General features: G+C 47.4%; 21 protein-coding genes. 6 read left to right on the top strand and 15 right to left on the bottom strand.

What is annotated here, in order from left to right; all coding sequences use genetic code 11:
* Nucleotides 1-91 precede the first annotated feature (91 nt).
* From EXU85_RS14065 to EXU85_RS14050, 4 genes are all read left to right on the top strand, one after another.
* The gene (locus EXU85_RS14065; protein WP_142776715.1) at nt 92-973 is read left to right on the top strand and encodes a CPBP family intramembrane glutamic endopeptidase; all 882 of its coding nucleotides are present in this window, start codon (nt 92-94) and stop codon (nt 971-973) included.
* A gap of 32 nt (nt 974-1,005) precedes the next feature.
* Nucleotides 1,006-1,224 carry a putative signal transducing protein gene (locus EXU85_RS14060; RefSeq protein ID WP_142772691.1) on the top strand — a complete coding sequence of 73 codons (219 nt, stop codon included), beginning with the start codon at nt 1,006-1,008 and terminating at the stop codon, nt 1,222-1,224.
* Complete coding sequence (locus EXU85_RS14055) at nt 1,205-2,038, top strand: phosphatidate cytidylyltransferase (RefSeq protein WP_142772690.1); 834 nt, start codon at nt 1,205-1,207, stop codon at nt 2,036-2,038. The genes EXU85_RS14060 and EXU85_RS14055 overlap by 20 nt, the downstream gene beginning before the upstream one ends.
* Before the next feature lie 164 nt (nt 2,039-2,202).
* Nucleotides 2,203-2,931 carry a carboxypeptidase-like regulatory domain-containing protein gene (locus EXU85_RS14050; protein WP_142772689.1) on the top strand — a complete coding sequence of 243 codons (729 nt, stop codon included), beginning with the start codon at nt 2,203-2,205 and terminating at the stop codon, nt 2,929-2,931.
* 27 nt (nt 2,932-2,958) lie between these two features.
* Here EXU85_RS14050 and EXU85_RS14045 read toward each other — a convergent pair whose 3' ends face one another.
* Entirely contained in the window at nt 2,959-3,738 is a 780-nt protein-coding gene (locus EXU85_RS14045; protein ID WP_142772688.1) for a UDP-2,3-diacylglucosamine diphosphatase, read from the bottom strand.
* 163 nt (nt 3,739-3,901) lie between these two features.
* On the opposite strand from EXU85_RS14045, the gene EXU85_RS14040 reads away from it, so the two are divergent.
* The gene (locus EXU85_RS14040; protein ID WP_142772687.1) at nt 3,902-4,663 is read left to right on the top strand and encodes a hypothetical protein; all 762 of its coding nucleotides are present in this window, start codon (nt 3,902-3,904) and stop codon (nt 4,661-4,663) included.
* 96 nt (nt 4,664-4,759) lie between these two features.
* Here the strand turns inward: EXU85_RS14040 and bioB are convergent, their stop codons facing one another.
* Nucleotides 4,760-5,755, bottom strand: coding sequence for a biotin synthase BioB (gene bioB / locus EXU85_RS14035; protein WP_142772686.1), 996 nt, complete (start codon nt 5,753-5,755; stop codon nt 4,760-4,762).
* Nucleotides 5,756-5,959: 204 nt separating this feature from the next.
* Here bioB and EXU85_RS14030 point away from each other — a divergent pair, with 204 nt between their 5' ends.
* Nucleotides 5,960-7,165, top strand: a complete 1,206-nt coding sequence (locus tag EXU85_RS14030; RefSeq protein ID WP_142772685.1) for a DUF6563 family protein — start codon at nt 5,960-5,962, stop codon at nt 7,163-7,165.
* Nucleotides 7,166-7,186: 21 nt separating this feature from the next.
* Here EXU85_RS14030 and EXU85_RS14025 read toward each other — a convergent pair whose 3' ends face one another.
* From EXU85_RS14025 to EXU85_RS13965, 13 genes are all read right to left on the bottom strand, one after another.
* The gene (locus tag EXU85_RS14025; protein ID WP_142772684.1) at nt 7,187-9,175 is read right to left on the bottom strand and encodes a pyrroloquinoline quinone-dependent dehydrogenase; all 1,989 of its coding nucleotides are present in this window, start codon (nt 9,173-9,175) and stop codon (nt 7,187-7,189) included.
* Nucleotides 9,176-9,203: 28 nt separating this feature from the next.
* A complete protein-coding gene (locus tag EXU85_RS14020; RefSeq protein WP_142772683.1) occupies nt 9,204-10,400 on the bottom strand; it encodes an acyltransferase family protein in 1,197 nt (398 codons plus the stop codon).
* 102 nt (nt 10,401-10,502) lie between these two features.
* Nucleotides 10,503-11,711 carry an AraC family transcriptional regulator gene (locus EXU85_RS14015; protein ID WP_142772682.1) on the bottom strand — a complete coding sequence of 403 codons (1,209 nt, stop codon included), beginning with the start codon at nt 11,709-11,711 and terminating at the stop codon, nt 10,503-10,505.
* 194 nt (nt 11,712-11,905) lie between these two features.
* Complete coding sequence (gene sppA, locus EXU85_RS14010) at nt 11,906-13,672, bottom strand: signal peptide peptidase SppA (protein ID WP_142772681.1); 1,767 nt, start codon at nt 13,670-13,672, stop codon at nt 11,906-11,908.
* A 117-nt stretch (nt 13,673-13,789) separates the two neighbouring features.
* Nucleotides 13,790-14,392: an inorganic pyrophosphatase gene (locus EXU85_RS14005; RefSeq protein ID WP_142772680.1), complete on the bottom strand. Its 603-nt coding sequence runs from the start codon at nt 14,390-14,392 to the stop codon at nt 13,790-13,792.
* A gap of 171 nt (nt 14,393-14,563) precedes the next feature.
* Complete coding sequence (locus EXU85_RS14000) at nt 14,564-15,559, bottom strand: glycosyltransferase family 2 protein (RefSeq protein ID WP_142772679.1); 996 nt, start codon at nt 15,557-15,559, stop codon at nt 14,564-14,566.
* 67 nt (nt 15,560-15,626) lie between these two features.
* Nucleotides 15,627-16,445, bottom strand: coding sequence for a tRNA1(Val) (adenine(37)-N6)-methyltransferase (locus tag EXU85_RS13995; RefSeq protein ID WP_142772678.1), 819 nt, complete (start codon nt 16,443-16,445; stop codon nt 15,627-15,629).
* 89 nt (nt 16,446-16,534) lie between these two features.
* Complete coding sequence (locus tag EXU85_RS13990; protein ID WP_142772677.1) at nt 16,535-17,173, bottom strand: viroplasmin family protein; 639 nt, start codon at nt 17,171-17,173, stop codon at nt 16,535-16,537.
* A gap of 112 nt (nt 17,174-17,285) precedes the next feature.
* Entirely contained in the window at nt 17,286-18,263 is a 978-nt protein-coding gene (locus tag EXU85_RS13985) for an MBL fold metallo-hydrolase (protein ID WP_142772676.1), read from the bottom strand.
* Nucleotides 18,264-18,339: 76 nt separating this feature from the next.
* On the bottom strand, nt 18,340-19,602 hold the full coding sequence (gene pepT / locus EXU85_RS13980) for a peptidase T (RefSeq protein WP_142772675.1): 1,263 nt from the start codon (nt 19,600-19,602) through the stop codon (nt 18,340-18,342).
* A 90-nt stretch (nt 19,603-19,692) separates the two neighbouring features.
* Nucleotides 19,693-20,160, bottom strand: a complete 468-nt coding sequence (locus EXU85_RS13975) for a nucleoside triphosphate pyrophosphohydrolase family protein (RefSeq protein ID WP_142772674.1) — start codon at nt 20,158-20,160, stop codon at nt 19,693-19,695.
* A gap of 100 nt (nt 20,161-20,260) precedes the next feature.
* On the bottom strand, nt 20,261-20,824 hold the full coding sequence (locus EXU85_RS13970) for a hypothetical protein (RefSeq protein WP_142772673.1): 564 nt from the start codon (nt 20,822-20,824) through the stop codon (nt 20,261-20,263).
* A gap of 152 nt (nt 20,825-20,976) precedes the next feature.
* Entirely contained in the window at nt 20,977-22,041 is a 1,065-nt protein-coding gene (locus tag EXU85_RS13965; protein ID WP_142772672.1) for a cytochrome-c peroxidase, read from the bottom strand.
* Between the last annotated feature and the right edge of the window lie 116 nt (nt 22,042-22,157).

Below are 22,157 nucleotides of genomic sequence, written 5' to 3'. Positions count from 1 at the left end.
AGCAGTAATGCATATATTTACCGAAAATATGCATCCAGTCCACTCCCAAGAAGCGTCCAGATCGCGGCCACCCACAATCGGCGGGCTGACCATGCTCGTTGGCTTCATACTCATTGGAGGTGTTATAAGCACCTATATTTTACTCGGTATTTTAGGATTGAGTAAGGGGATGGACTTTACGCAAATCCAATCCTATTTAAAAGAGCTGGCAATTAACCCAACTGGAACGCCTGCCAGTTGGTATGAGCTTATGCTGCTTCAGGCAATCAATCACCTCGGCACGTTTTTCCTGCCCGCCCTGGTTTATTGGTATAGCATTGAGCACCGTACATGGGATCAATTTAACACGCGGCCTATCTCGGCAGTTGTTGGGTTAGGCTTAGTTGTGCTGATTGTGATTGCCTTTATGCCCTTCGATGGTCTGGTTATTGAGTGGAACCAGCATCTGCATCTACCCGAAACCCTTGCTCCTCTTGAAAAATGGATGCGCGATCAGGAACAAAAGCTGGCAGGTCTCACCAAGTCACTAACTACCTTTAAAACAACGGGGCAACTACTGGTAGCCATTATCGTCATTGCAATCATCCCAGCTATAGGTGAGGAAACGTTGTTTCGGGGTATTCTGCAACGCAACTTTAGTTACTGGACAGGTAATCCACATGTAGGCATTTGGCTGGCAGCGGCTTTGTTCAGTGCCATTCACGTACAATTTCTCGGATTTTTTCCCCGAATGCTGCTCGGTGCCTTGTTTGGCTATTTGTATTTGTGGTCTGGAAACCTTTGGGTATCAATTTTAGCCCATTTTGTCAATAATGGGTTTACTGTATTAATGGTTTACCTACACCAACGTGAAATGACTTCAGTAGATATTGAAAGTACAGAGTCTGTACCCGTGTTGGGATCATTAGTCGCGTTAGTGGTTACAACGGGATTGTTATATTATTTTAAGAAGGTAAATTCTGAGCCAACGTAGCGCTATATAGTTGCGTCTCTCTGCACAAAACAATGACTGAAACCTGGGAATCAATTTACGTTACGCCACTACCCTACCGGGCCGAGTTGGCGAAAGCCCTTTTACTGGAACACGACATCCCAGCAGTGGTTGTTAATAAACAAAGCAGCAGTTACCCGGTTGATGGGTGGGGTAAAGTTGAGGTTCATGTATTGGCTAAGGACACGGTTCTGGCTAAAGTAATTTTAGAGAATGAAGCAACGTTTAGCTAACCTTTCGAACCTCCAGCAACGAGTAATTGCGGCTGTGGCTGGCGTTCCATTTATTCTATTTATGATCTGGTACGACGCCTGGACGTTTGCGCTGCTGTTTTGTGTAGTCAGTGCACTCACCCAGCGTGAATTTTACCGTTTACTTGGTCTCGATGGCTTTGAACCCCTGACGGCCTATGGTACCGTTGTTGGCTGTATGATTTGCATACTGGCTTATTTTGTTGAAACGGATCAGATCAGTACGGGCAATTACTTTCTGATATGTCCGGCTTCGTCGATGATTTTCCTGATCAAACTTTATAAAAAGCGGGACATGAAACCGTTCACCAACATCGGTTTCACGTTTTTGGGAATCATATACGTGGCAATGCCCTTCGCTCTATTGATTATTTTGGCCTTACAGGGGGGAACCTACCATCCGGCTATTATCACCGGTTGTCTGTTGTTGCTGTGGGCCAGTGATATCGGCGCTTATTTTGCCGGGACCAAGTTTGGTCGTCGAAAACTGTTCGAACGCGTATCGCCGAAAAAATCCTGGGAGGGTAGCGTAGGCGGAGCCATCGTGGCTGGCGTAGTTGCTCTGGGATTAACCTTTTGGGCACCTGAGTTGAGACCGTGGCAGTGGTATTGCGTTGGCGGAATTATTGTCGTAACGGGCACGTATGGCGATTTGGTTGAATCTCTATTTAAACGAAGCATTGCCATCAAAGACTCAGGAAGCAGTATTCCTGGGCATGGTGGTTTCCTGGATCGCTTCGATGGTTTGTTACTGGCAGCTCCGTTTATCATTACTTTTTTAAAACTATTTGCTTAACAATTCCCATTAAATAATCTTAAAAAGAAAGGTTGCCCTGCTTACTGAGGGCCATATGGCTCTTTTTTGAGTAAGTTTGTAAAATCAATCTTTCTTAAAATACGGGTAGCCGAAACCATATGCTGCCTTTTAGTCGTTTACTTTATAGTTTAGATGGTAGGTCTATGAAGAAGTCGTTGACGTTATTGGTTTCCATTCTGGTGTTGTCTGCCTTGGCGGGACTCTTTACGACCGCACGGGCGCAGGGGCAGGACCGGCAGATAACGTTTACGGGTTTTATCACCGGTGGTAAAACGAACGATGCGTTGCCAGGTGCCTACATTTACATTCCGAAAGCTGGTAAAGGGGTTCTAGCCGCTCCCAATGGCTATTTTGCCTTGCCTGTGTTTCCGGGTGATAGTGTTATTTTCAGCTACGTCGGTTTCCGAACCCAATACCATATTATTCCTCGTCGTATAACAGATCTTACGTACTCGGCCGTTGTGGCGTTGCAGGAAGATGTAAAAACACTGGCCGAAGTAAAGGTTTACCCCTACGCTACAGAGGAACTGTTTAAAGAAGCGTTCGTCAATCTGAAGCTTCCTGACGAGAAAGAACGAGAGAATCTAGCTAAAAACATGGACCCCGTGGCCATTATGCGTCAGGCGGCCACAATGCCAATGGGTGCATTGGCAAACCACCAAAACTTCGTCAATCAACAGTTTTTTGGTCGAGAGTCTGTCATTGGCCGCGCTGCAACACCCACGTTTGCCTTTACGAACCCTTTTGCCTGGGCTAACTTCATTCGTTCCGTCAAGCGAGGTGATCTGAAGAATAAAGAGTGGCGAAGCGAAATCAATAAGGCTCCCCGCGAAAACGTATCCCGAAAGGATATTCTACAAGATGGAAATTAATAAACATAAAGACCGGCTTGCCGGTCTTTATGTTTTCCACTCCATGAGCTTCATTGTCGTTCCGTCAAAGACTCCATAAGTTTTGGCAGATACCCATTCTCCGAGGTTAATGTACCGACTCGTAGGTGTTACGGCCAGATCAAGTGGCAGGTGTCGGTGACCAAAAATATAATAATCATGGTGCATTTGGGATTCAACCTCTCTACAGTATTGCCAAAGCCACTCCCGCTCTTCGCCCAGAAAATGCTCCTCTCCTTTCTCCTGATTACTCATTCGGCTTCGGCGCGACCACGCATGGGCCATTCCAATGCCCAGATCAGGGTGTAACCAGCGGAAGAGTCGGCGGGCCAATCCGCTTTCAAAAACAGTTTTCAGGCGTTTATAAACATAATCGCCAGGGCCAAGCCCGTCGCCATGTCCAATATAGAATCGTTTTTCTCCGATCGTATACCGACGTGGCTCCCGGTAAACGGGAATTCCCATTTCCTGGGTGAAATAATCATTCATCCACATATCGTGATTCCCCGTAAAGAGTACGATACGTGTTCCGGCATCGGTTAACTCAGCCAATTTTCCCTGCAACCGAATGAATCCTTTTGGAATACTACGCTTGTATTCGAACCAAAAATCAAACACATCCCCTACCAGAAAAATAACCTCAGCATCAGACCGAATTGTGTCAAGCCAATTAACAATAACGCGCTCACGGTCGCGGCTTTGCTGATGCGAAGGGGTTCCTAAGTGAAAATCAGAAGCGAAATAGGCTTTACGACCAGAAGCAAGAGGAATGGTTTCGATTTCAGACATGGATACGGTTTATTCGGCTGCAAAACTACAGAACCAAGTCGAATTTCTCGTGGAAAGCGACTAGGCAGCTTATTGGATCGGCTAACTTGTATGATGAAAAACATCGGAGTGGATAAAATGGTATTTAAGAAAACGCTAATTTTGGCTTTTCTCCAAATAGACCATGAAAATCAAATCGCTACTACTGGCCTTTCCTGTACTTTGTTTAGCCTGCAGTAACCCCGGTTCCGACACTGCCGACCCAGCTAGCCAAATGGATGCCAGTCCTGTTTATGCTAAAAGACCCGCTGGTGTCAGATCGCTTACCGTCGACTTCAATTACGACGAACCCTGTAACATTCTGGGCGAAGAGTATGTCCGCAGTACATTCAATCTAGGTGAAGCTACAAAACTGGAAGAAGCGCACGAGCATAACGGCTGCGAGTTTGAATGGACAGGCAATAAAGTTCTCGTTTCCTTTGGCGGATCGAAGCCTTATCCATCTGTTTACCACGCAGAGTATGCTTTCGATAAGTTATATCAGAATAAGCCAGCTGTGGCTGCTCCGGTCGTAGAAGCTCCCGAATCAGAAACAGTCAACAGTTCGGAAGGAACCAGCCCAGAAGCCATTGTCAGTGATGAAGAGTCTACCGAACACCATACGACCGATGATAACCAACCAAAGCATGGTGGTGTAACAGCAGCAACTCCGCATCTTACCGAACCCGCCGTTAGTACAGGCCACTACGAAGCCATTTCGAACGTGGGCGATAAAGCCGTTTGGGATGCAACCACTGGTGCCATGCACGTTCTGTACAACAACCACATCATCAATGTAACGGTTGAATCGAAAGATAAAGCCGAGCTCAAGAAAGAGCGCGCACAGAGCTTAGTGGAAGTGCTGATTGATAAAATTGCCGAAAACGAATATGTTCGGCGCATGTAATCACGACCAATAATCCACAAAAAAGGGAAGCTGATCAGCTTCCCTTTTTTGTGCCCTATAAATCTTGGGCATTTCTATGCGGACGAGACGTCCACGCTACACCGGTATCTGTTCAAACACAACGGCGGGCTGCGTCGCATCTTTGAACGCTTTACGGGGTCGGATATTCAACGTCTGGAATAGTTGCAGATCGGCATCCACATCGGGGTTGGGTGTGGTTAGGAGCTTATCCCCTGCAAAAATCGAGTTAGCACCCGCCAGGAAACATAAGGCCTGCTCTTCGGTATTCATTCGAACGCGACCAGCGGAGAGTCGTACCATTGCTTTGGGCATGATGATCCGGGCGGTGGCAATCATCCGAATCATTTCCCAAACCGATACCCGTGGCTGATCTTCCAGCGGTGTTCCTTCTACCGGAACCAGCGCATTTACAGGCACAGATTCTGGATGTTGCGGCAAGGTGGCAAGGGTGTGCAGCATGCCAATACGATCCTGATCCGACTCCCCCATACCAATAATGCCGCCTGAACATACCGAAATGCCTGCTTTGCGGGCATGGCCTAGCGTATCTAACCGGTCGTCATACGTGCGGGTACTAATGATATCTCCGTAAAACTCTTCGCTGGTATCGAGGTTGTGATTGTAGGCATATAGTCCCGCATCTTTGAGTTTCTGGGCCTGACTTTCAGTAAGCATCCCCAGCGTACAGCAAACTTCAAGGCCCATTTCATTGACGCCCTGTACCATATCGAGCACCTTATCAAAGTCACTATTGTCGCGAACTTCGCGCCAGGCGGCACCCATACAGAAACGCGTACTGCCGGTATCTTTGGCTCGCTGTGCAGCCGTTAATACCTCATTCACTTCCATAAGTTTATGAACTTTTACCGCCGTGTGGTAGCGGGCCGCCTGGGGACAATAGGCACAATCTTCGGGGCAACCGCCCGTCTTGACCGAAAGCAGTGTACAAACCTGAACTTCCTGTGGATCATGGTGTTGCCGATGTACGGTAGCGGCCCGATACATCAGATCCAAAACGGGTGAATTGTAAATTTCGGCGATTTCAGCCCGGGTCCAATCGGTACGAAGCATAGCGCTGGGTAATTAATTAAGGTAGTAAGTAGGTCAAAAATAGCCAGTGGAGTGCATTGGTGCAAATAAGAAAAGACAATCATATACTACCCAGTAAAGTCTCCAGGGCCTATTTTGAATTCTTACTAGGCTTCAGTAGCTTTAATTTAAAAGGTAATACAATAAAGCACAGTCTGTAAATCCTATCCATACAAGTTCATTACCATGAAAGTTTTTTTTACCCTCCTTATTGTTCTATTGACTATTAGTGGGTTAGCACTTGCCCAGAAGCCCGAAATTATCAGACTTCTATTTCGGCCTGATTTGACTATGAGCCCTCAGGGACGCTTGTTTGCCATCGACTCGGTAATTGATGCACGACTCGATACCCTAAGCCATATTGGAGCCTGGCAATATGCATCAGGAAAAACGGCTGAGATACACCTGAAAGATGGTTTTAAGCCTTCGCTGACGAATTTTGCAGTTAATTCCTTACCGAATATTGATAAGAAACTCCCTTCCTATGCACTGACTATTCATGAGTTTACGATTAATGGCACACCCCTGACTACTCGTTTTGATCTCGCCGTTACATTCTCAAAGCATATCGAAATCGCGCAGCCTAAGAACAATTCGAATGCAGTCAAGAACAGCCGACAGATAGAACGAGTCTTCAAAGCTGATGTCATTGTCGAGAATAGCAGTAAAACGATAACAGAAGTACTCAAACAAGGTATAGCCATAGCATTTCTCAAATTCAATGATTTCTTGGCTAACCCCAATGTTGTACCAGCCATTTACAACGATTTAGCATTAGAATCTGCCAAAGCTGCTCAGGACCTGAATCTTCTATGGGCAACTTATGACAGTACACGAAGTGATGAAGATAACTTGCTGCGTTGCAGTCAACTAAGGCCTGGTATTTACCAAAGTTTCAGTGAATTACGACAAAACCGACCATCACTGATAGGTACCTTAGTAGTTGAGGAAAAAAAAGGCTTTGCTGACCTTAGGAAACCTTCAGGCTCCTGGTCCCGAACCAATTTCTTTGGCTTCTGTAATGGCAAAGACCTCTTTATCAATACAAGATCTTACCAGCATTTCGGTATAACTCGACGCTATGTCAAAGTGAAAAGTATAGGGCGTTATTTACTATGGATTGATAACTACCTTACTTCGGGCGAAATCACCGGTGCATCATTTGGGCTCGTTGGTGCCTTAGCCACTTCTTCCTATACTGACTGTATGGTCCTCGATATGAAAACGGGTGGCGTGTTTAGAGTAACTAAAGATAAATTACCAGAAATGCTGGCAGGCCACGATGATTTACTTGTCGAATTTGAGACATTACCAAATCCAAGAGATGGATTACAACATTTCCGTTTACTGGATAGATTAAATCAACTGGATAAGCCTGTGGTAACACGCTGAAATAAGCTGGTTCGCTTATCCCTATGGCAACCGATACGCAACCACATAATCGCCCAGTTTTGTGCCTAGCTTCCCATGCCCACCGGCGGCAATTACCACATATTGCTGCCCATTAACCTGATACGTCATGGGCGTAGCCTGCCCACTTGCGGGTAATGGCACTTCCCATTGCAGGCTTCCATCCTGGGTTTTAAAGGCCCGCAAATGACCATCCAAGCTGGCAGCCACAAACACCAGTCCACCAGCTGTAGTAATGGCTCCGCCAAAATTAAGCGAACCCCATTGTTTGGCCTGAGGGTACTTCGTGATATCCATCATGTAGCCTAGTGGCACTTCCCATTCCAATGCCTGTTTCTTCAGATTAATAGCCACCAGTGTACCCCAGGGCGGTGGCGTTTGCATCTGTATTCCTTTTTCATCTCTTGTAAACAAGTAGCTTCGTTTCAGCACGTAAGGCGTCCCTGACTGCATGCCCGTTTCAGCCCGGAGTAAGTCCTGATCATTTTTAACAGATTCAGCCAGCTTCTCCCGAGCCACCAACCGAATGACAGCCGCCATCCGATTGACATTGGTAATCAGCAACCCTGATTCAGGATCGTATGACATCCCTCCCCAATGAACGCCACCCACATTGCCGGGTGTCATTAGGCTACCCTGTAGCGATGGTGGGGTAAAAATTCCTTTATACAGCAACCCATCGATTCGCTGCTGAGCTATCGCTTTATCAGTGGGTGTCAGGCCCCAGGCTTCCGCTTTTTGCAATCCCAAAGCAGGTAGCGTAGTGGGAACAGGTTGCGTCGGAAAGACAGCTTCGCCCGGCACCGTAGAGGCAGGCATTGGGCGCTCCTCAACCGGCAACAAAGGCACACCAGTTTCGCGGTGAAGAATAAATAGATGCCCCATCTTGGTACCAACTGCTACGGCAGGAACCATTTTACCATTGAGCGTAAATGGGAATAATAGCGGTTGAGCAGCATTGTCATAATCCCATAAATCGTGGTGAACGGTTTGAAAATGCCAGACAACTTTACCCGTAGAGGCCCGAATAGCTACAATTGAGCTGGCATACAGGTTTTTCCCCAGCCGTTCGCCACCATAATAATCCGGGCTGGGACTCGTGGTCGGAATAAATACCAGATCACGTTCACCATCAGCAGAAATAATAGACCAGGCGTTGGCCGCACCCGTTTGATTAGCACTTGCGCCTTTCCAGGTATCGAAACCCGCGTCGCCTTTCGAACGGGGAATTGGATCCCAGCTCCAACGCAATGCGCCCGTTAGCGCATCGTAGGCCCGCACTACGCCCCGCTCATAATTGAACCGCTGGTTGTCGCCCATTGATGACCCGACAACTATCGTATTGCCAATAACTGCTGGTGGTGAGGTAACACTGATATTGCCTACGCCCTCCCGTAAATCCACACTACCTAACTTTCCGAAGGTTGAAATTGGCTTACCCGAAAGCGCATCCAGCGCAATCAATCGGCCATCAATCGTTGCCATGAAAATTCGTTTTGTAGCACTAGTTGATGCGCTCTTGTCCTTGGGAGCGGGCCAGACCGAGACACCCCTCGATGTTAGTTCAGATAAATCCTGGCGTAAGTAAACATCAGGGTTATACTCCCATTTTTTTTGTCCTGTAGCCGCATCTATAGCAAAAACGCGTGAGGTCGGAGTACTAAAAAACAGCGTACCATCGACCATAATGGGGGTGGCTTCAAAAGCGGCTTTTTCCTCCGCAGACGTACCCTTGTAATGCTCCAATTCGCCCGTTCGGAACGTCCAGGCCACGGTTAATTGCTTAACGTTTCCAACATTGATCTGTGTCAGGGGCGAAAATCGCATACCACCAGCGTCATTTCCGTAAGCAGGCCACTCAACAGCATTAGCGGGTTTGCTTGACGTTGTCTGCCCATCGACACGGATTGAAAGACAAAGTAAGAGGAGAGATAAGCCAGCGAGTTGGCAGTTTGACTGGCTATTCCTATAGGCTTTACCAAGAGGTCTCATACATGATTTGGTTTAGTTACGGCTGCGCTTATTTCGATTTGAGGCCAAACAGGACGCGTGTCAGCTTAAACGGGCGAATCAATAGCAGATAAACAACGATGCAAACTACTAATGAGGATAGGCTTATTGTCAGGAACCCATCATAAACACCCAGGCTGGTTCTGGTTAACACGTAGTAGCCAATCAGCAAAATAACCGTTTGGTGAATGATGTAAAACGGATAAACGGCTTCGTTCAGATGCGGTAAAATCGGCTTGTTAACGTTCAGATAGCGATACCCGTAAGCAACCGTTGCCAGTACAGAAAACCAGGTTAGCGCTAAGCCATTGAAGCTGAAAAGTGTTATGACCAGCCTGGACGTATCAAATTCATCTTGCGTCACGAAAAAGCGAAAACTGAATAAAATTACAGTACAGATGCCCGTTGCAATCAGAAAATATCGCCGTTGATCAGTGAGGATTTTCCAGAAATCCCGTCGGCTGATTAATACATATCCTAACCAGAACAGAATCAGATTTTTCATAAAATAGGCCCAATCATTCACCAAGGCATGTGTTTCGTTGGGAAAGAAACCACCCAGGGCAACATCATTGAGCAATAGAAAGCCAACTAACCATAACGCACCACCGGGCCGGGCAATGAGCCGCCCAATTTTGTCTATAAAGCGCTGTCCTGATTCTTTTTTTAGCCAGTTGAACAGCGGGATGCTCAGCAATGAATAAAAGAAAAGGTAACAGATAAACCACAGGTGATGCCAGCTAAACGCGCCCCCGGCTCCCCCATCCTGATAGGGTTGAAACTTGAACACTTCGGGATAAAACTCAGCATAACTTCCCGAAAACCGCCCCCGGAATAACCATTCTACATAAATCTGAGGGGGCACAATCACGAACATGCCAAATACCAGCGGCACAAACAAGCGCCGAACGCGCTCACCCGCGTAGGACCCATAAGAACGTTTTTTTAAAGCGAAGAACGTACCGGCACCGGAGATGAAAAATAGCAACGGCATCCGCCAGCGGTGGAGCCAGCGCATCACGTATTCCATGGGCAGGCTATGTTCCGCACTTTTGATGTGAAAGCCCCACGATACGTAAATCATACCGGTGTGATAAAAAAACAGCGTGATAATAGCCATGAAGCGAAGCCAGTCAAGATCGTACCGGCGTTGGCTAAGATCAGTGAGTACGGGGCTCGGAGTTTGTTTACTCAGTGTCGACTGCATAAGATTCGTTTGAGTCATTTGAATGGCACAAAAGTGGCCTCAACACGTCCCAAACCTCCTATTTCCCGGCAATAACGAAGTTCGCGCCGACCGGGAAGAACCCTATGCCCCCTGCCGGAAGGCCGTATCACCCAGGTCCTTGGCCCGGTACTGCGCTGGCGTCTGGCTCGTCAGTCGCTTAAAGGCGGTATGAAAAGCAGATGGGGAATTGTAGCCAACCCGCTCGGCAATTTCATCAATTTTCAGGTGGGCAGTTGATGAATCGGTTAGCAGGCGTTGAGCCTCAGCAATTCGGTAGGTGGCCAGCCAGTCGAAGAAATTCTGACCCAGCCGATCGTTGAGCAACTGGGATAAGTGATGCGGACTCGTATTGAGTCGAGCAGCTAGTTTTGGCAACGACAAATCACTGTCGAGATAAGGTTTTTCTGTATCCAGTAGACGAGCGAGTTTAGTCAGAACAGCATCTTCAACTTCTTCCGATAGCGCCGATTTCTCGTATTTCTTTTTGGGTTCAGCAGGCAAATCAGGCTCGATAGCTTTCGGTTCAACAGGCGGTTCGTCCCGAAAAAAATCGGACCGGCTCATCACTAAAAAACTGTTCGTATAAATGGTGATCGCGATGTACGTGGCCAATAGGTAATCACCGACATCATTAACGAACTGGGGCTTGACCAGGGCAATCAGAAATGGGACCAGGGCAAACAGCCAACTCGGCAAAAGAAGTGATTTTAATTTTGCCGTTGAGCGAAGTGCGGAACCCTGTCGACTTGCCTTCCGAATAACCAGCAATGCCAGTACAGCGTAGATAAAACAGCTAACGAGTGTCATCTCACTAATGAGATCACGTAGTCCCGTAAAATCGTCCTCCCACTGGATATGTTGCCGTATAAATGGCAATTCGGGATGCTGTGAATTGATGTAGGAGTTGTATTTGAACTCGATAGGCTGATACATCCAGGTTACCGAATTAATCAGCCAGACGCCAAACGGTACTAAATGCCATGCCCAGCGATGGGGCAATCGCTGCCAAAGTCGGCTGAAAACGAAAAAGTAGAAGAGCGGACCCAACAAAAAATTGAACGGCTCAGAAAAATCGCCTAGCCACAACAGCCGAAATGTGTAGTTGGTATAGTTCAGAACTATTTCCCCACTTATGGCCGACAACACTAACATAAACAACCCATGACACCGATTGGATATGTTCTTCCCTCGCCCACCTGTTAGAAAGAAAATACCCAGAAACAGACCCTGTGCCACACCCAGAAAAATTATGAGTGCGAATAGGTCAAGGTGAATGGGAAGCGTTTGCATTAAAGGGGCCGTTGCGTTACGCAAGATAAAAAAAAGACCCACACGCCGGGCCGCCGTAGCGGTTTAAGGATCGTATGGGTCTAACGATTGGTAATCCAACTTTAAGGCTTTTGTCATTCGTAGTCATTGATTGTCGTTTAATGGTCATCCATAAATGACAATCAATGACTACGAATGACAATCAATGACCACTTTTATCGAATCTCGATCTCAAAGGGCATCCGCATTTGAATACCTTCCAGGGTTTTAAGTTTTTTCAGGTACTTCACATAAGGGGCTAATTCGCCAAGCTGCGCCTGAATCCGACTTTCCTCATCCCCACCAAACGAACTCATCACCTGTTCGAAAAAAGGCTTTTTGCGGGGCTGGTATTTCAGTTTATAGTCGCCGTCTTTGAGTTTAGCCGATTGAGCGGCTAACTTAATAGCATCGTCCAAACCGCCGAGCTGATCGACCAGGCCGATGGCTTTGCCCTGACTACCCGTCCAGACACGACCGCCCGCAATAGCCCGGATGCTGTCGACAGGCAGTTTACGACCTGCTGCGGCTTTACCCGTAAACTGCGCATATACCCGCTCGGTCGACCGTTGCATAGTCTGCTTCTGAAAGGGTGTCATTTCATGGGTACCTGTTGGAAAATCAGCGTTCTCGTTGGTTTTCACACGATCGTAGGTGATACCGAGTTTGTCTTTAAAAAAGGTTTCGGTATTGAACAACAGCGAGAATACGCCAATAGAGCCAGTAATCGTGTTAGGCTGAGCCACAATCTTATTGCAGCCCATGAGCATGTAATAGCCACCTGATGCTGCATAATCGGACATTGAGCCAATAACGGGTTTGGCTTTCTTGGCCAGTTCAACTTCGCGGTACATCACATCCGATGCCAGTGCACTACCGCCACCTGAATTAACCCGAAGCACAATTGCTTTCACTTTATCGTCCAGGCGAGCTTTCCGGATCTCTTCGGTAATCGTTTCTGAGCCGATGCTATTATCACCACTTTTTCCAGAATGAATATCACCAGAAGCGACAATGACGGCGATGCGATTCTTACTGCTGCCTTCCTCATCGTCTTTCTCCGACTTTTCGTATTTATTGAGCGAAACGTAGTTGATCTTCTTTTTCTCGTCAATATCCAGTTGCTTCCGAATTACAGCTTCCAATTCGTCCTGATAACCAACATTGGTAATAAGTTTAGTACGCAGTGCATCTTCGGGTTTCTGAATCGTCAGGTTATCGGCATATCGCTTCAGCGAATCTACCCGTAGGTTACGGCTTTGTGCCACCCGAACCAGCATATGGTCGTTGATCGAGTTCATGAACGAAGTTACCTGACGTTTGTTCGGTTCGCTCATATTCTCACGAATGAACGGCTCAACCGCGCTTTTAAACTCCCCTACCCGGAAAATCTCAGGTTTCAGGCTTAATTTATCGAGCGTACCTTTAAAAAACGATAGTTCCGCATTGAGGCCATTCCATTCCAGTTCACCGGCTGGATTCAGGTAAATCTTGTCTGCTACGGAGGCCAGGTAGTAACCTTTTTCGCTCATACCCTCGGCATAGGCGTAGACAAACTTTTTCGATTGCTTAAAGTCGATCAGGGCATTTCGAACTTCTTCAACGGTAGCCCAACCCGCCTGCGGATCTTCGGTCTGGAGGTAAATACCCTCGATGTTTTTATCCTCCTTAGCATCCTTTAGCGCTCGCTTCAACTCAACCAGGCCAATGGCGTCGCCCGTACCCTGAATTGGTCCAAAACCCTCAAACGGATTTTCGCTACTACGTTCTTCAATGGGTTTGTCTAAATCTATTTTTAGCACTGAGTTCGCTTTCACATCAACTTTCTCATCACTGGACGACGACAAGGCTGCCGCCAGACCAATTAAAAACAGAAAACCAACAAACGAAAACAGTACCAGACCAACTAACGTGGCCAGAACATATTTAAGAAACTGTCGCATGAATAAGAATAAATAATAAACCCTTGTTAACAGGTTATTACAAATATAGCCCGGAAGTAAATTCCCAGGCTATAAAAGTGTTAAGTGCGTAAAAATAGCGGACGAATGGCTGTGTGCTTACATCAGCTTATAATCGTTGATCGATGTCTGGATAACTTCCCAGGCTTCGGCCTGTCCATAAATATTCGCCAGCTCCATCACGGCGGGTTCTTCGGGCAGGTTTTTATAAGTCAGGAAGTAGTGACGTAGGCGTTTTACAACCGCTTCAGGCAGCTGGCCTAGTTCGGTGTACTGACCGTACATAGCATCCCCTTTCAGTACGGCAATAATTTTATCATCGGCCTCGCCTTTGTCGATCAATCGGAATCCACCGATGGGGATAGCCTGTAGAATCAGGTCACCGTGGGTAATTTCCCGCTCCGTTAATACACAAATATCGAGTGGGTCACCATCACCCATTTCAACTACCCGGCCCGATTTATCGCTGGCTAATTTGGCAATTTGATCGCCACAGTAGGTTTGAGGAATAAAACCATAGAGGGCGGGAAGCACGTTGGAATATTGCTGCGGGCGGTCAATTTTGAGGTAGCCCGTTGTTTTGTCAATCTCGTATTTAACAGTATCGGTCGGTACAATCTCGATAAAACAGGTAACTTGTTTTGGCGCTAACTCGCCTATTGGAATACCATGCCATGGGTGGGCCTTAAAATTACTCTTCATTGCTTTTTACTAAGTGGTTGTGATTTATATAATTGACGGTTTACTTGTAAGTTACTAGCTAAAACTGGATTCTATTGATTCTTTGGATTCTTAGAGCCTACTGAGCCAGCTTGTTGCTTTCTGGAACAACAGAATCTAAAGCATCAATAGAACCCAATTCTTGTTAACTACTTATACTGATACTTTATGTTCTGAAAAGCCGACCCGCTCGGCAATCTGCATATCAACGGATTTTCCCAGCGACTGACGTACCAGCATTTCACCTAAGAAACCAGCCAGGAATAACTGAACACCCAGGATAATTGCCACTAAACCGAAGTAAAACAGCGGATTATCGGTGGCATTTCTGAATTTAACGCCCTGCGCAATATTGATCAGTTTATCGACGATTAACCATAGCGCCAGTACCGTGCCCACAAAAAATGACAAGGTACCAAACGTACCAAAAAAGTGCATCGGCCGCTTACTAAATTTTTGAACGAACCCGATCACCAATACGTCAAGAAAGCCATTCACAAAGCGTTCCAGGCCAAATTTAGTAGTCCCGTATTTGCGTGCCCGGTGTTGAACGACTTTCTCGCCAATCCGGCCAAAGCCGTTCCAGTTAGCCACAATCGGCAGGTTACGGTGCATGTCGCCGTAGAGCGTTGGGGCTATGGTTTTCACCACTTTCTGACGATAGGCTTTCAATCCGCAGTTGAAATCGTGAAGCTGCACCCCCGAAATCCAGCGCGATACCGAGTTGAACAGTTTGGTTGGCAGTGTCTTTGTAATGGGGTCGTAGCGTTTTTGCTTCCAGCCAGATACAAGGTCGTACTTTTCTTCCGTAATCATACGGTACAGCTCCGGAATTTCATCGGGACTATCCTGCAAATCGGCATCCATCGTAATAACAACTTGCCCCCGTACGGCCTGAAAACCTGCCTGTAAGGCTGCCGTTTTGCCATAATTTCGATTAAACCGAATGCCACGTACAGCGGAATTGGTACGCGCCAACCGGTCGATAACAGCCCACGAATCGTCGGTACTGCCGTCGTCAACGAACAGGATTTCGTACGTAAAGTGATGTTCTGTTACAACCCGTACTATCCAGTCGTGCAGTTCAGGCAGCGACTCATCTTCGTTGTAGAGCGGGATCAGAACGGTCAGTTGAAGCGATTCTGGCATATAATTAACTAAAACGCACAGGCGAACAGCAAAGTGCGCAACGATTACCGCAAAGGTCGCAGAGTTTTCAGAAAATCAGGTAAAAATCGCGAAGTAACTCTCGAAATTCTGACGTGTACGTTTCTCGTGGCTGGTTCTTTCCAGGCTCTGTCTGTTTACTGGTTTTATAAATCGTGAGCGTTTCCTGCTTTACCGAGCTGTTTCTGAACGAGAAACCGGTTACCACACGAAAAACAGGCTTTTGTGCATTATGCCTAAGAAACAACTGCTTAAACGGCTCCAAACCAGTTCCCTGGGTTAATTCTATTAATTTTTCGGTTTCATAAGGTGGCAACAATACCCACCACTCCCCTGCTGGTTTCATCAACCGAACTACAGACGAAATCAATTCTGGAAACGGCAATTCGTTAGTATGGAGGGCACGATTTACGGCCTTATCCGGCGACCGAAGGTGGTTTGTATAGAACGGGGGATTTGTCAGAATGCGGTCGTAAAAAACTTCATCCCCGGCCCCTCTGCTGTTATAGGAGAGGGGTGAAGAGTCGGGGATTCCCAATTTCCTCTCTCCTGTTATAGGAGTAGAGCCGGGGATGAGGTTAAAGTCCTGAATACGTTCATGAACAACATTCACACGCTCAGCAAACGGGCTGACGGTTACATTCTCACTAGCTTGCCCGAATGCAGCTTCGTCTACTTCAACCGCATCAATCAGTGCCGTTGGGTTTCGTTGAGCAGCCATCAGGGCCAGCAAACCCGTACCCGTTCCGATGTCCAAAACACGCCCGCCTTCGCCTAAATCCGCATAGGCTCCAAGCACACAGGCGTCCGTACAAACTTTCATGGCCGTACGCTCTTGCCGAATGGTGAATTGCTTGAACGAAAACAAAGGGATTTACGGGTTACGATGTACGAATTACGATTTAATAAACGTATTTGTAGAATTCGTAATTTGTACATCGTAACCCGTAAATCCGTTCATTTTCTCCCAAAATCTGCTGGATTTTCGCCCCAGACGGTGGTTTCCCACTTTAGAACTTTGTTGGCGAACCGGTGGGTCTGGAGCCAGTTTTCGGCCCGCTCAAGCAACTCGAAGAGTTCGGCATTCCGAGCGGTTTCTTCCAGTTTGGTGTTCGCTTTTTTCTTTTGTACCCAACCAATGGCCGTCCTGGAATCGGAATACACCGGAATGTTACTGCCCTTCTGATGAAGCAGGGCCAACGCATGAACGATGGCCAGGAACTCACCAATATTGTTGGTTCCATCCAAATAGGGGCCTTTTAGAAATAGCTTTTGCTTAGTGGCCAGGTAGATGCCCTGGTATTCCATATCGCCCGTTGCCGTATTCCAGGCCGCATCAACAACCAGACTATCCTGAATGGGTAAACCAACCAAACCATCCAGCTTTCCCTGTTTACCAGCGGGCTTGGTTGCCTGACCGATATGAACATGGGGTTTGTCTTTAAAGGCTTTCAGCGCAGCGGGCTTACTATCGAACGACTTAAACAGGGGTTTAGGAAACCCATCCGTCTGGACTTTAGCTTCGTCCCAACTATCATAAACTCCTGGCTTTCGGCCTTGCCAGACAACATAAAATTTCGGCCTTTTCTCAGCCATAGCGAAATAACTTTCCTCAAAAGTAAGGACACGACTACGTATCCAAAACGATTTATGTTTTCCAGACAGAAAAAGCAATGCCCATACAATGCTTTTTCTGTCTGGAAATTAATTATTTTCCATTGATTAAACGCCTGCCCGACCATAGTACATACAATGTCAACCCGGCCAAGGCACTCCAGGCTATTGTACGGGCAACCTGGAAGGAAGTTGGTGGAGGCATATCCACGATACCGTTCTCATCGGTCACGGCGGGTTGTTTTACGTATCGACCATCTGCCGATGGAATAGAACGGGTCTCAAAATCATGGGCCAGCCGGTTAAGGCCTAACTCCAAGTCAAGCCCACGCACCGATACCCCATGCCCTGTTCCGGCAGCTAATGGGTTGAGGTTATTCAATTTTAACACCGACTTTTTAGCGGCTTCCCAGTCGCAGGTGAAATAGGCAGGTGGGCCGTGAAACTCTTCCCGCTGGGTAGCCACGGCTGTCATTGCGTTTTGGTTGGTTGTTACGAAGGCATCACCTGCCAGCAGGGTACGGTCTTTATCCCGAAAGAGCGAGATGTGGCCTGGGGCGTGACCGGGTGTATGGATAGCCCGCCAATCTGGTAACTCAGGAAAAGTACCGTTCTCTGCAATGGATTTAATTCGATCACCAAAATCACTCGGTCCAATCGGAAATACCCACGACATATACGCCATAGCACCACCGCCAATGGCTGGATCTGGGGGTGGATAGCTCGATTTCCCCTGCAAGTAAGGCAGTTCGAGCCGGTGTGCGTACACAGGCACATCCCAATCATTCAGTAAGGTTTTCAGTGTACCAGTATGGTCCGCGTGGCCATGTGTCAGTATAATGGCGTCGGGTTGGGTACCCACGCCAAATAACTCTTCAGCCTTTTTCTTAATCTGGCCAGCATACCCTGCTAAACCTGTGTCAACCAGCACCCAGGAATTGCCAACACCGGGCGTTCCAATAAAGAAGACGTTGACAAACAACGTTTTTAACCCTACCACATCCTCCGTTACATCATAAGGAGATTTTGTGGCCGTACCGACCGGCAAATCAAGTTCGAGTTCACTTTCCATGTTCGTTGAGTTTATTTTACTGCTCAACCTACAGGCAAACTAGATTGTTTGACAAGCCATGGGAACGGTCTACTCGTTAACTCCGCTCCTCCCAAACCTGCGCTACGTTTACAATTACCTCAACGGCCTTTTGCATATCCTGCACTGAAACCCACTCCAGGCGGGAGTGAAATGCATGCTCACCCGCAAAGATATTAGGGCAAGGCAATCCCATAAACGACAGTCGCGATCCATCGGTTCCGCCCCGGATACTGCGACGCTCAGCAGATAACCCCGCCCGTCGGATGGCTTCGAGCGCGTTATCGACTACCGAAGGATATTGATCCAGCACATCTTTCATATTCCGGTATTGTTCTTTCACAACCAGTTGCGCCGATGAGCCAGGATAGTTCTTTACTATATCATTCAGCACATTTTGCAGGTAGGTTTCTTTTTCCTGTAAACCCACTTCCGTAAAGTCGCGGATAATGAATTCTAAAACGGCCTGATCCTGATTGCCCTCCATCCGCGTTGGGTGAACAAAGCCTTCTTTTGCTTCCGTGGTTTCGGGCGATAGGGCGTTTTTGGGCAACGCTGCCAGCAGATCAGCCGCAATTTTCAGGGCATTCTCAAGTTTGCCTTTGGCAAAGCCCGGATGAGTGCTCACTCCCTGAATGGTAATTTTTACCGCATCGGCAGAGAAGGTTTCATCTTCGAGCGTGCCCAACGCTTCCCCGTCGATCGTGTAGCCAAAATCAGACCCTAACTTCTGGATATCTACGTTTTCGGTTCCTCGCCCTATTTCTTCATCGGGTGTAAATAGCAGTCGAATAGGACCATGTTTGATGCCTGGATTTGTGATCAGATAGTGTGCCGCATCCATAATTTCGGCTACGCCCGCTTTGTTGTCAGCTCCCAGTAGCGTAGTTCCGCTAGCCGTAATAATGTCATTGCCGATCTGATGCTGCAAATCAGGATGATCCACCACCCGGATCACCTGCGACGGATCATCGGGCAGGACAATATCAGAACCGTCCCAGTGCCGATGAATCATTGGTTTTACCCCCGCCCCTGTCACATCTGGTGATGTATCGACATGCGAACAGAAACAGATGGTTGGCACGTTCTCCTTATCGGTATTGGCCGGTATGGTGGCGTACACATAGCCCCATTGGTCGAGTTCAGCGTCTGCGATGCCCATATCGAGCAGTTCCTGTACCAGTACACGGCTAAGATCTTTCTGTTTCTCGGTACTCGGATTCGCCGTCGATTGCGGGTCCGACTGGGTGTCAATCTGCACGTAGCGCAGAAAGCGGTCTACGGCTCCGGGCCGACGTTCGGTAAAGGTGTAATTTTCCATTTTTTTAAACGCAAAGGACGCAAAGAAAAGCGCAAAGGTAAACGCGAACATTCTTTGCGTTCTTTGCGTATACCTTTGCGCCCTTGGCGGTTAGACTTTTAAAATTCCCGCGAGATCAGCCGGAGAATAATTTACACTTTTTAGGGTCTTATGGTCAGCATCCCGAAACACCAGGTACTTCCCATCCGATTCGATGAAATGACAGGGAAACCCTTTCGCCTGGTATTCAGCTACCGTTGCTTCGGCTTCGGCAATCGTCAGGCAGGCTTTGCTCATATTTGAGCGCTGTACTTCATCAAAAAGAGCTTTAAATTTATCCCCCAATCCAAATTCAAGCACCGCCCCCGACAATACATATTGTAAATCGCACAAGGCATCGGCTACGGCCACAATGTCGCCCTCGGTAATGGCATCGCGCAGTTCATCAAGTTCTTCGGCCAGTAACGACACACGCAGTTGGCAACGCGCTGCCGATGGAATTTGGGGAGTTTCTAAAACAGGGGCATGGAAGGTGCGGTGAAATTCCGCTACCTGGTTAAGCGAATCAGGTTGGTGCATAGTCAATAATGTAAAATGGATAATGTAAAATGGATAATGGTTCGTCCGCATTGTTAGCGTAGCGTCTTACATTAATCATTGTACATTATCCATTATTCATTTAATTTTCATCTTCCTCGCTGGTGAAGGAGTATAGGGTTTTGTCTAGAGAAAGTGTATTTGCTTTGAAATGACTGACAAAGTCTTCGATTACTTCGTCGGTGATTTCGTCGACGTTCAGGCAAACGTCCAGGGCAATCCCATAATCAGACTGGGTATCGACTTCAACGTGTTCCTGCACTTTAACGGTTTCGGTCTCCTCAATTTCCTCGATTAGTTCGGTCAGGGCTGTTTCAGCTTCCTCCTCCAGCTCAGGAGCAATTTTGTAATTGGATTTGCGCTCTTCGGGTGGAACGTATTCGGGAAAGGTTTTCTGAACCTGCTCAACCGCCATTTCATACACTAAGCTGCTATGGTGCAGGCGTAGCGTATAAACGAGTGTATCAAAAATCACTTCCTGACCCTGATAGGAGCCTGGGAACTGAATATGTACGCATTCTCCCTCATCCAGCGTATCCAGATCGTCGTCTTCAACAATAACGAATGATTTGCCTTCCTGCAGGCACTCGTCTTTGAGTGCGCTGATTTCCTCCGGGTCGAACCCTTCGTTTTTATAAGTAGCCATATGACAAAAGTAAGGGTTAATACACTAGGATGAATGAACAATATCGAATTGATGCGCTACCTACTGGCTATTGTGTAGTTTATCTAGCCAACGGATTCACTCTCACTCAATCTAAAAGTTCACCTGATCAGTACTATACCCTATCCGATACGCTACTGTTTAAATGGGTCTGAAAATTTGGGGTCGGTGGTAATCGACTCATCAGTTAAGGTAGTAAAAAAGGCGAGTAAAGCAGCGACATCCGCTGGTGGTACGGCATGTGCTGGTATTCCCGCACTACCCGAACCGGGAGATCCCGCCTTCAACATCGCACTCACATCCGCAACGTTTCCACTATGAAACAAGAATTTACGGGTACTGATGTTTCGTAGGGAGCCGCTCTTGAATCGATTCTGCCCATTGATACCGGACTCCAGCGGAAACGCAAATGGGCCTGCAGGTGTCGATGTGATAAACATTGGTGGCGTATGGCACCCCGCGCAGGCTGGAGCCGGGCCTCCTCCTCCCCCTCTAGGTGCGGTTAAAAACAGTTGCTCTCCCTGAGCTTCCAGGGATGTAAAGCTATCGGTCCCCTGTTTTACCCGGTCGTATTTCGATTGATAGGTAACAATAGAGCGTTCAAACTGAGCCAATGACCGGGCAATTTTTACCGAATCAATCGTTGTACTCCCAAATGCCTTCTGGAACAAAGCGGGGTAATAACTTAGTCCATTGACCCGGCTTTCAAGCTCCGCTAGGGTAAGCCCCATCTCCAGGTGATTCTGAATGGGTTGTAACGCCTGCTTTTCTACGGTAGCCGATCGCTCGTCCCAAAACATTTTTCCCGATCTATAGAACCGCACATTCAGCAGCGACATTGAATTTCGGGTGGTGAGTGCATTGTTGAAGCCTCTGCTTAAGGCAACATTATCATCAAAAGAAAGTGCCTGCTTATGGCAGCTCCCGCAACTTACCGTTCTGTTCAATGATAAGTTTCTGTCATAGAAAAGGACTCGTCCCAATGTAGCTCCGTCGTTGGTTATTGGGTTATTGGCCGGTGTATTATCGGTAGCGGCAAGGGCAGTTTGAATATGAGCAGGAAACGGAACAAGGTAGTTGTAGGATGTGCCGGGGAGCGTTGGACCTGCCGTTAGCGCAGGGGCAAGCGCTTCGTCGGTCTTCGCGCAATTTTGAAACAGTAAAGAGATGCTGGCAATAACGACAAGTAATTTCTTCATATAGATGAATGGCTTTTGGGCAATAGACGACCTTCGTTCTTAACTCCTACGGGTAGTTATTTTTTAGATAGGCTGACTGGATGATTACGCCAAAAGTAGTAGCTTGCTGAGGGATG

The organism is Spirosoma sp. KCTC 42546, from assembly GCF_006965485.1.
In the GTDB taxonomy this organism is placed as follows: Bacteria; Bacteroidota; Bacteroidia; order Cytophagales; family Spirosomataceae; genus Spirosoma.
This window is presented reverse-complemented; position numbering and strand designations above follow the sequence as displayed.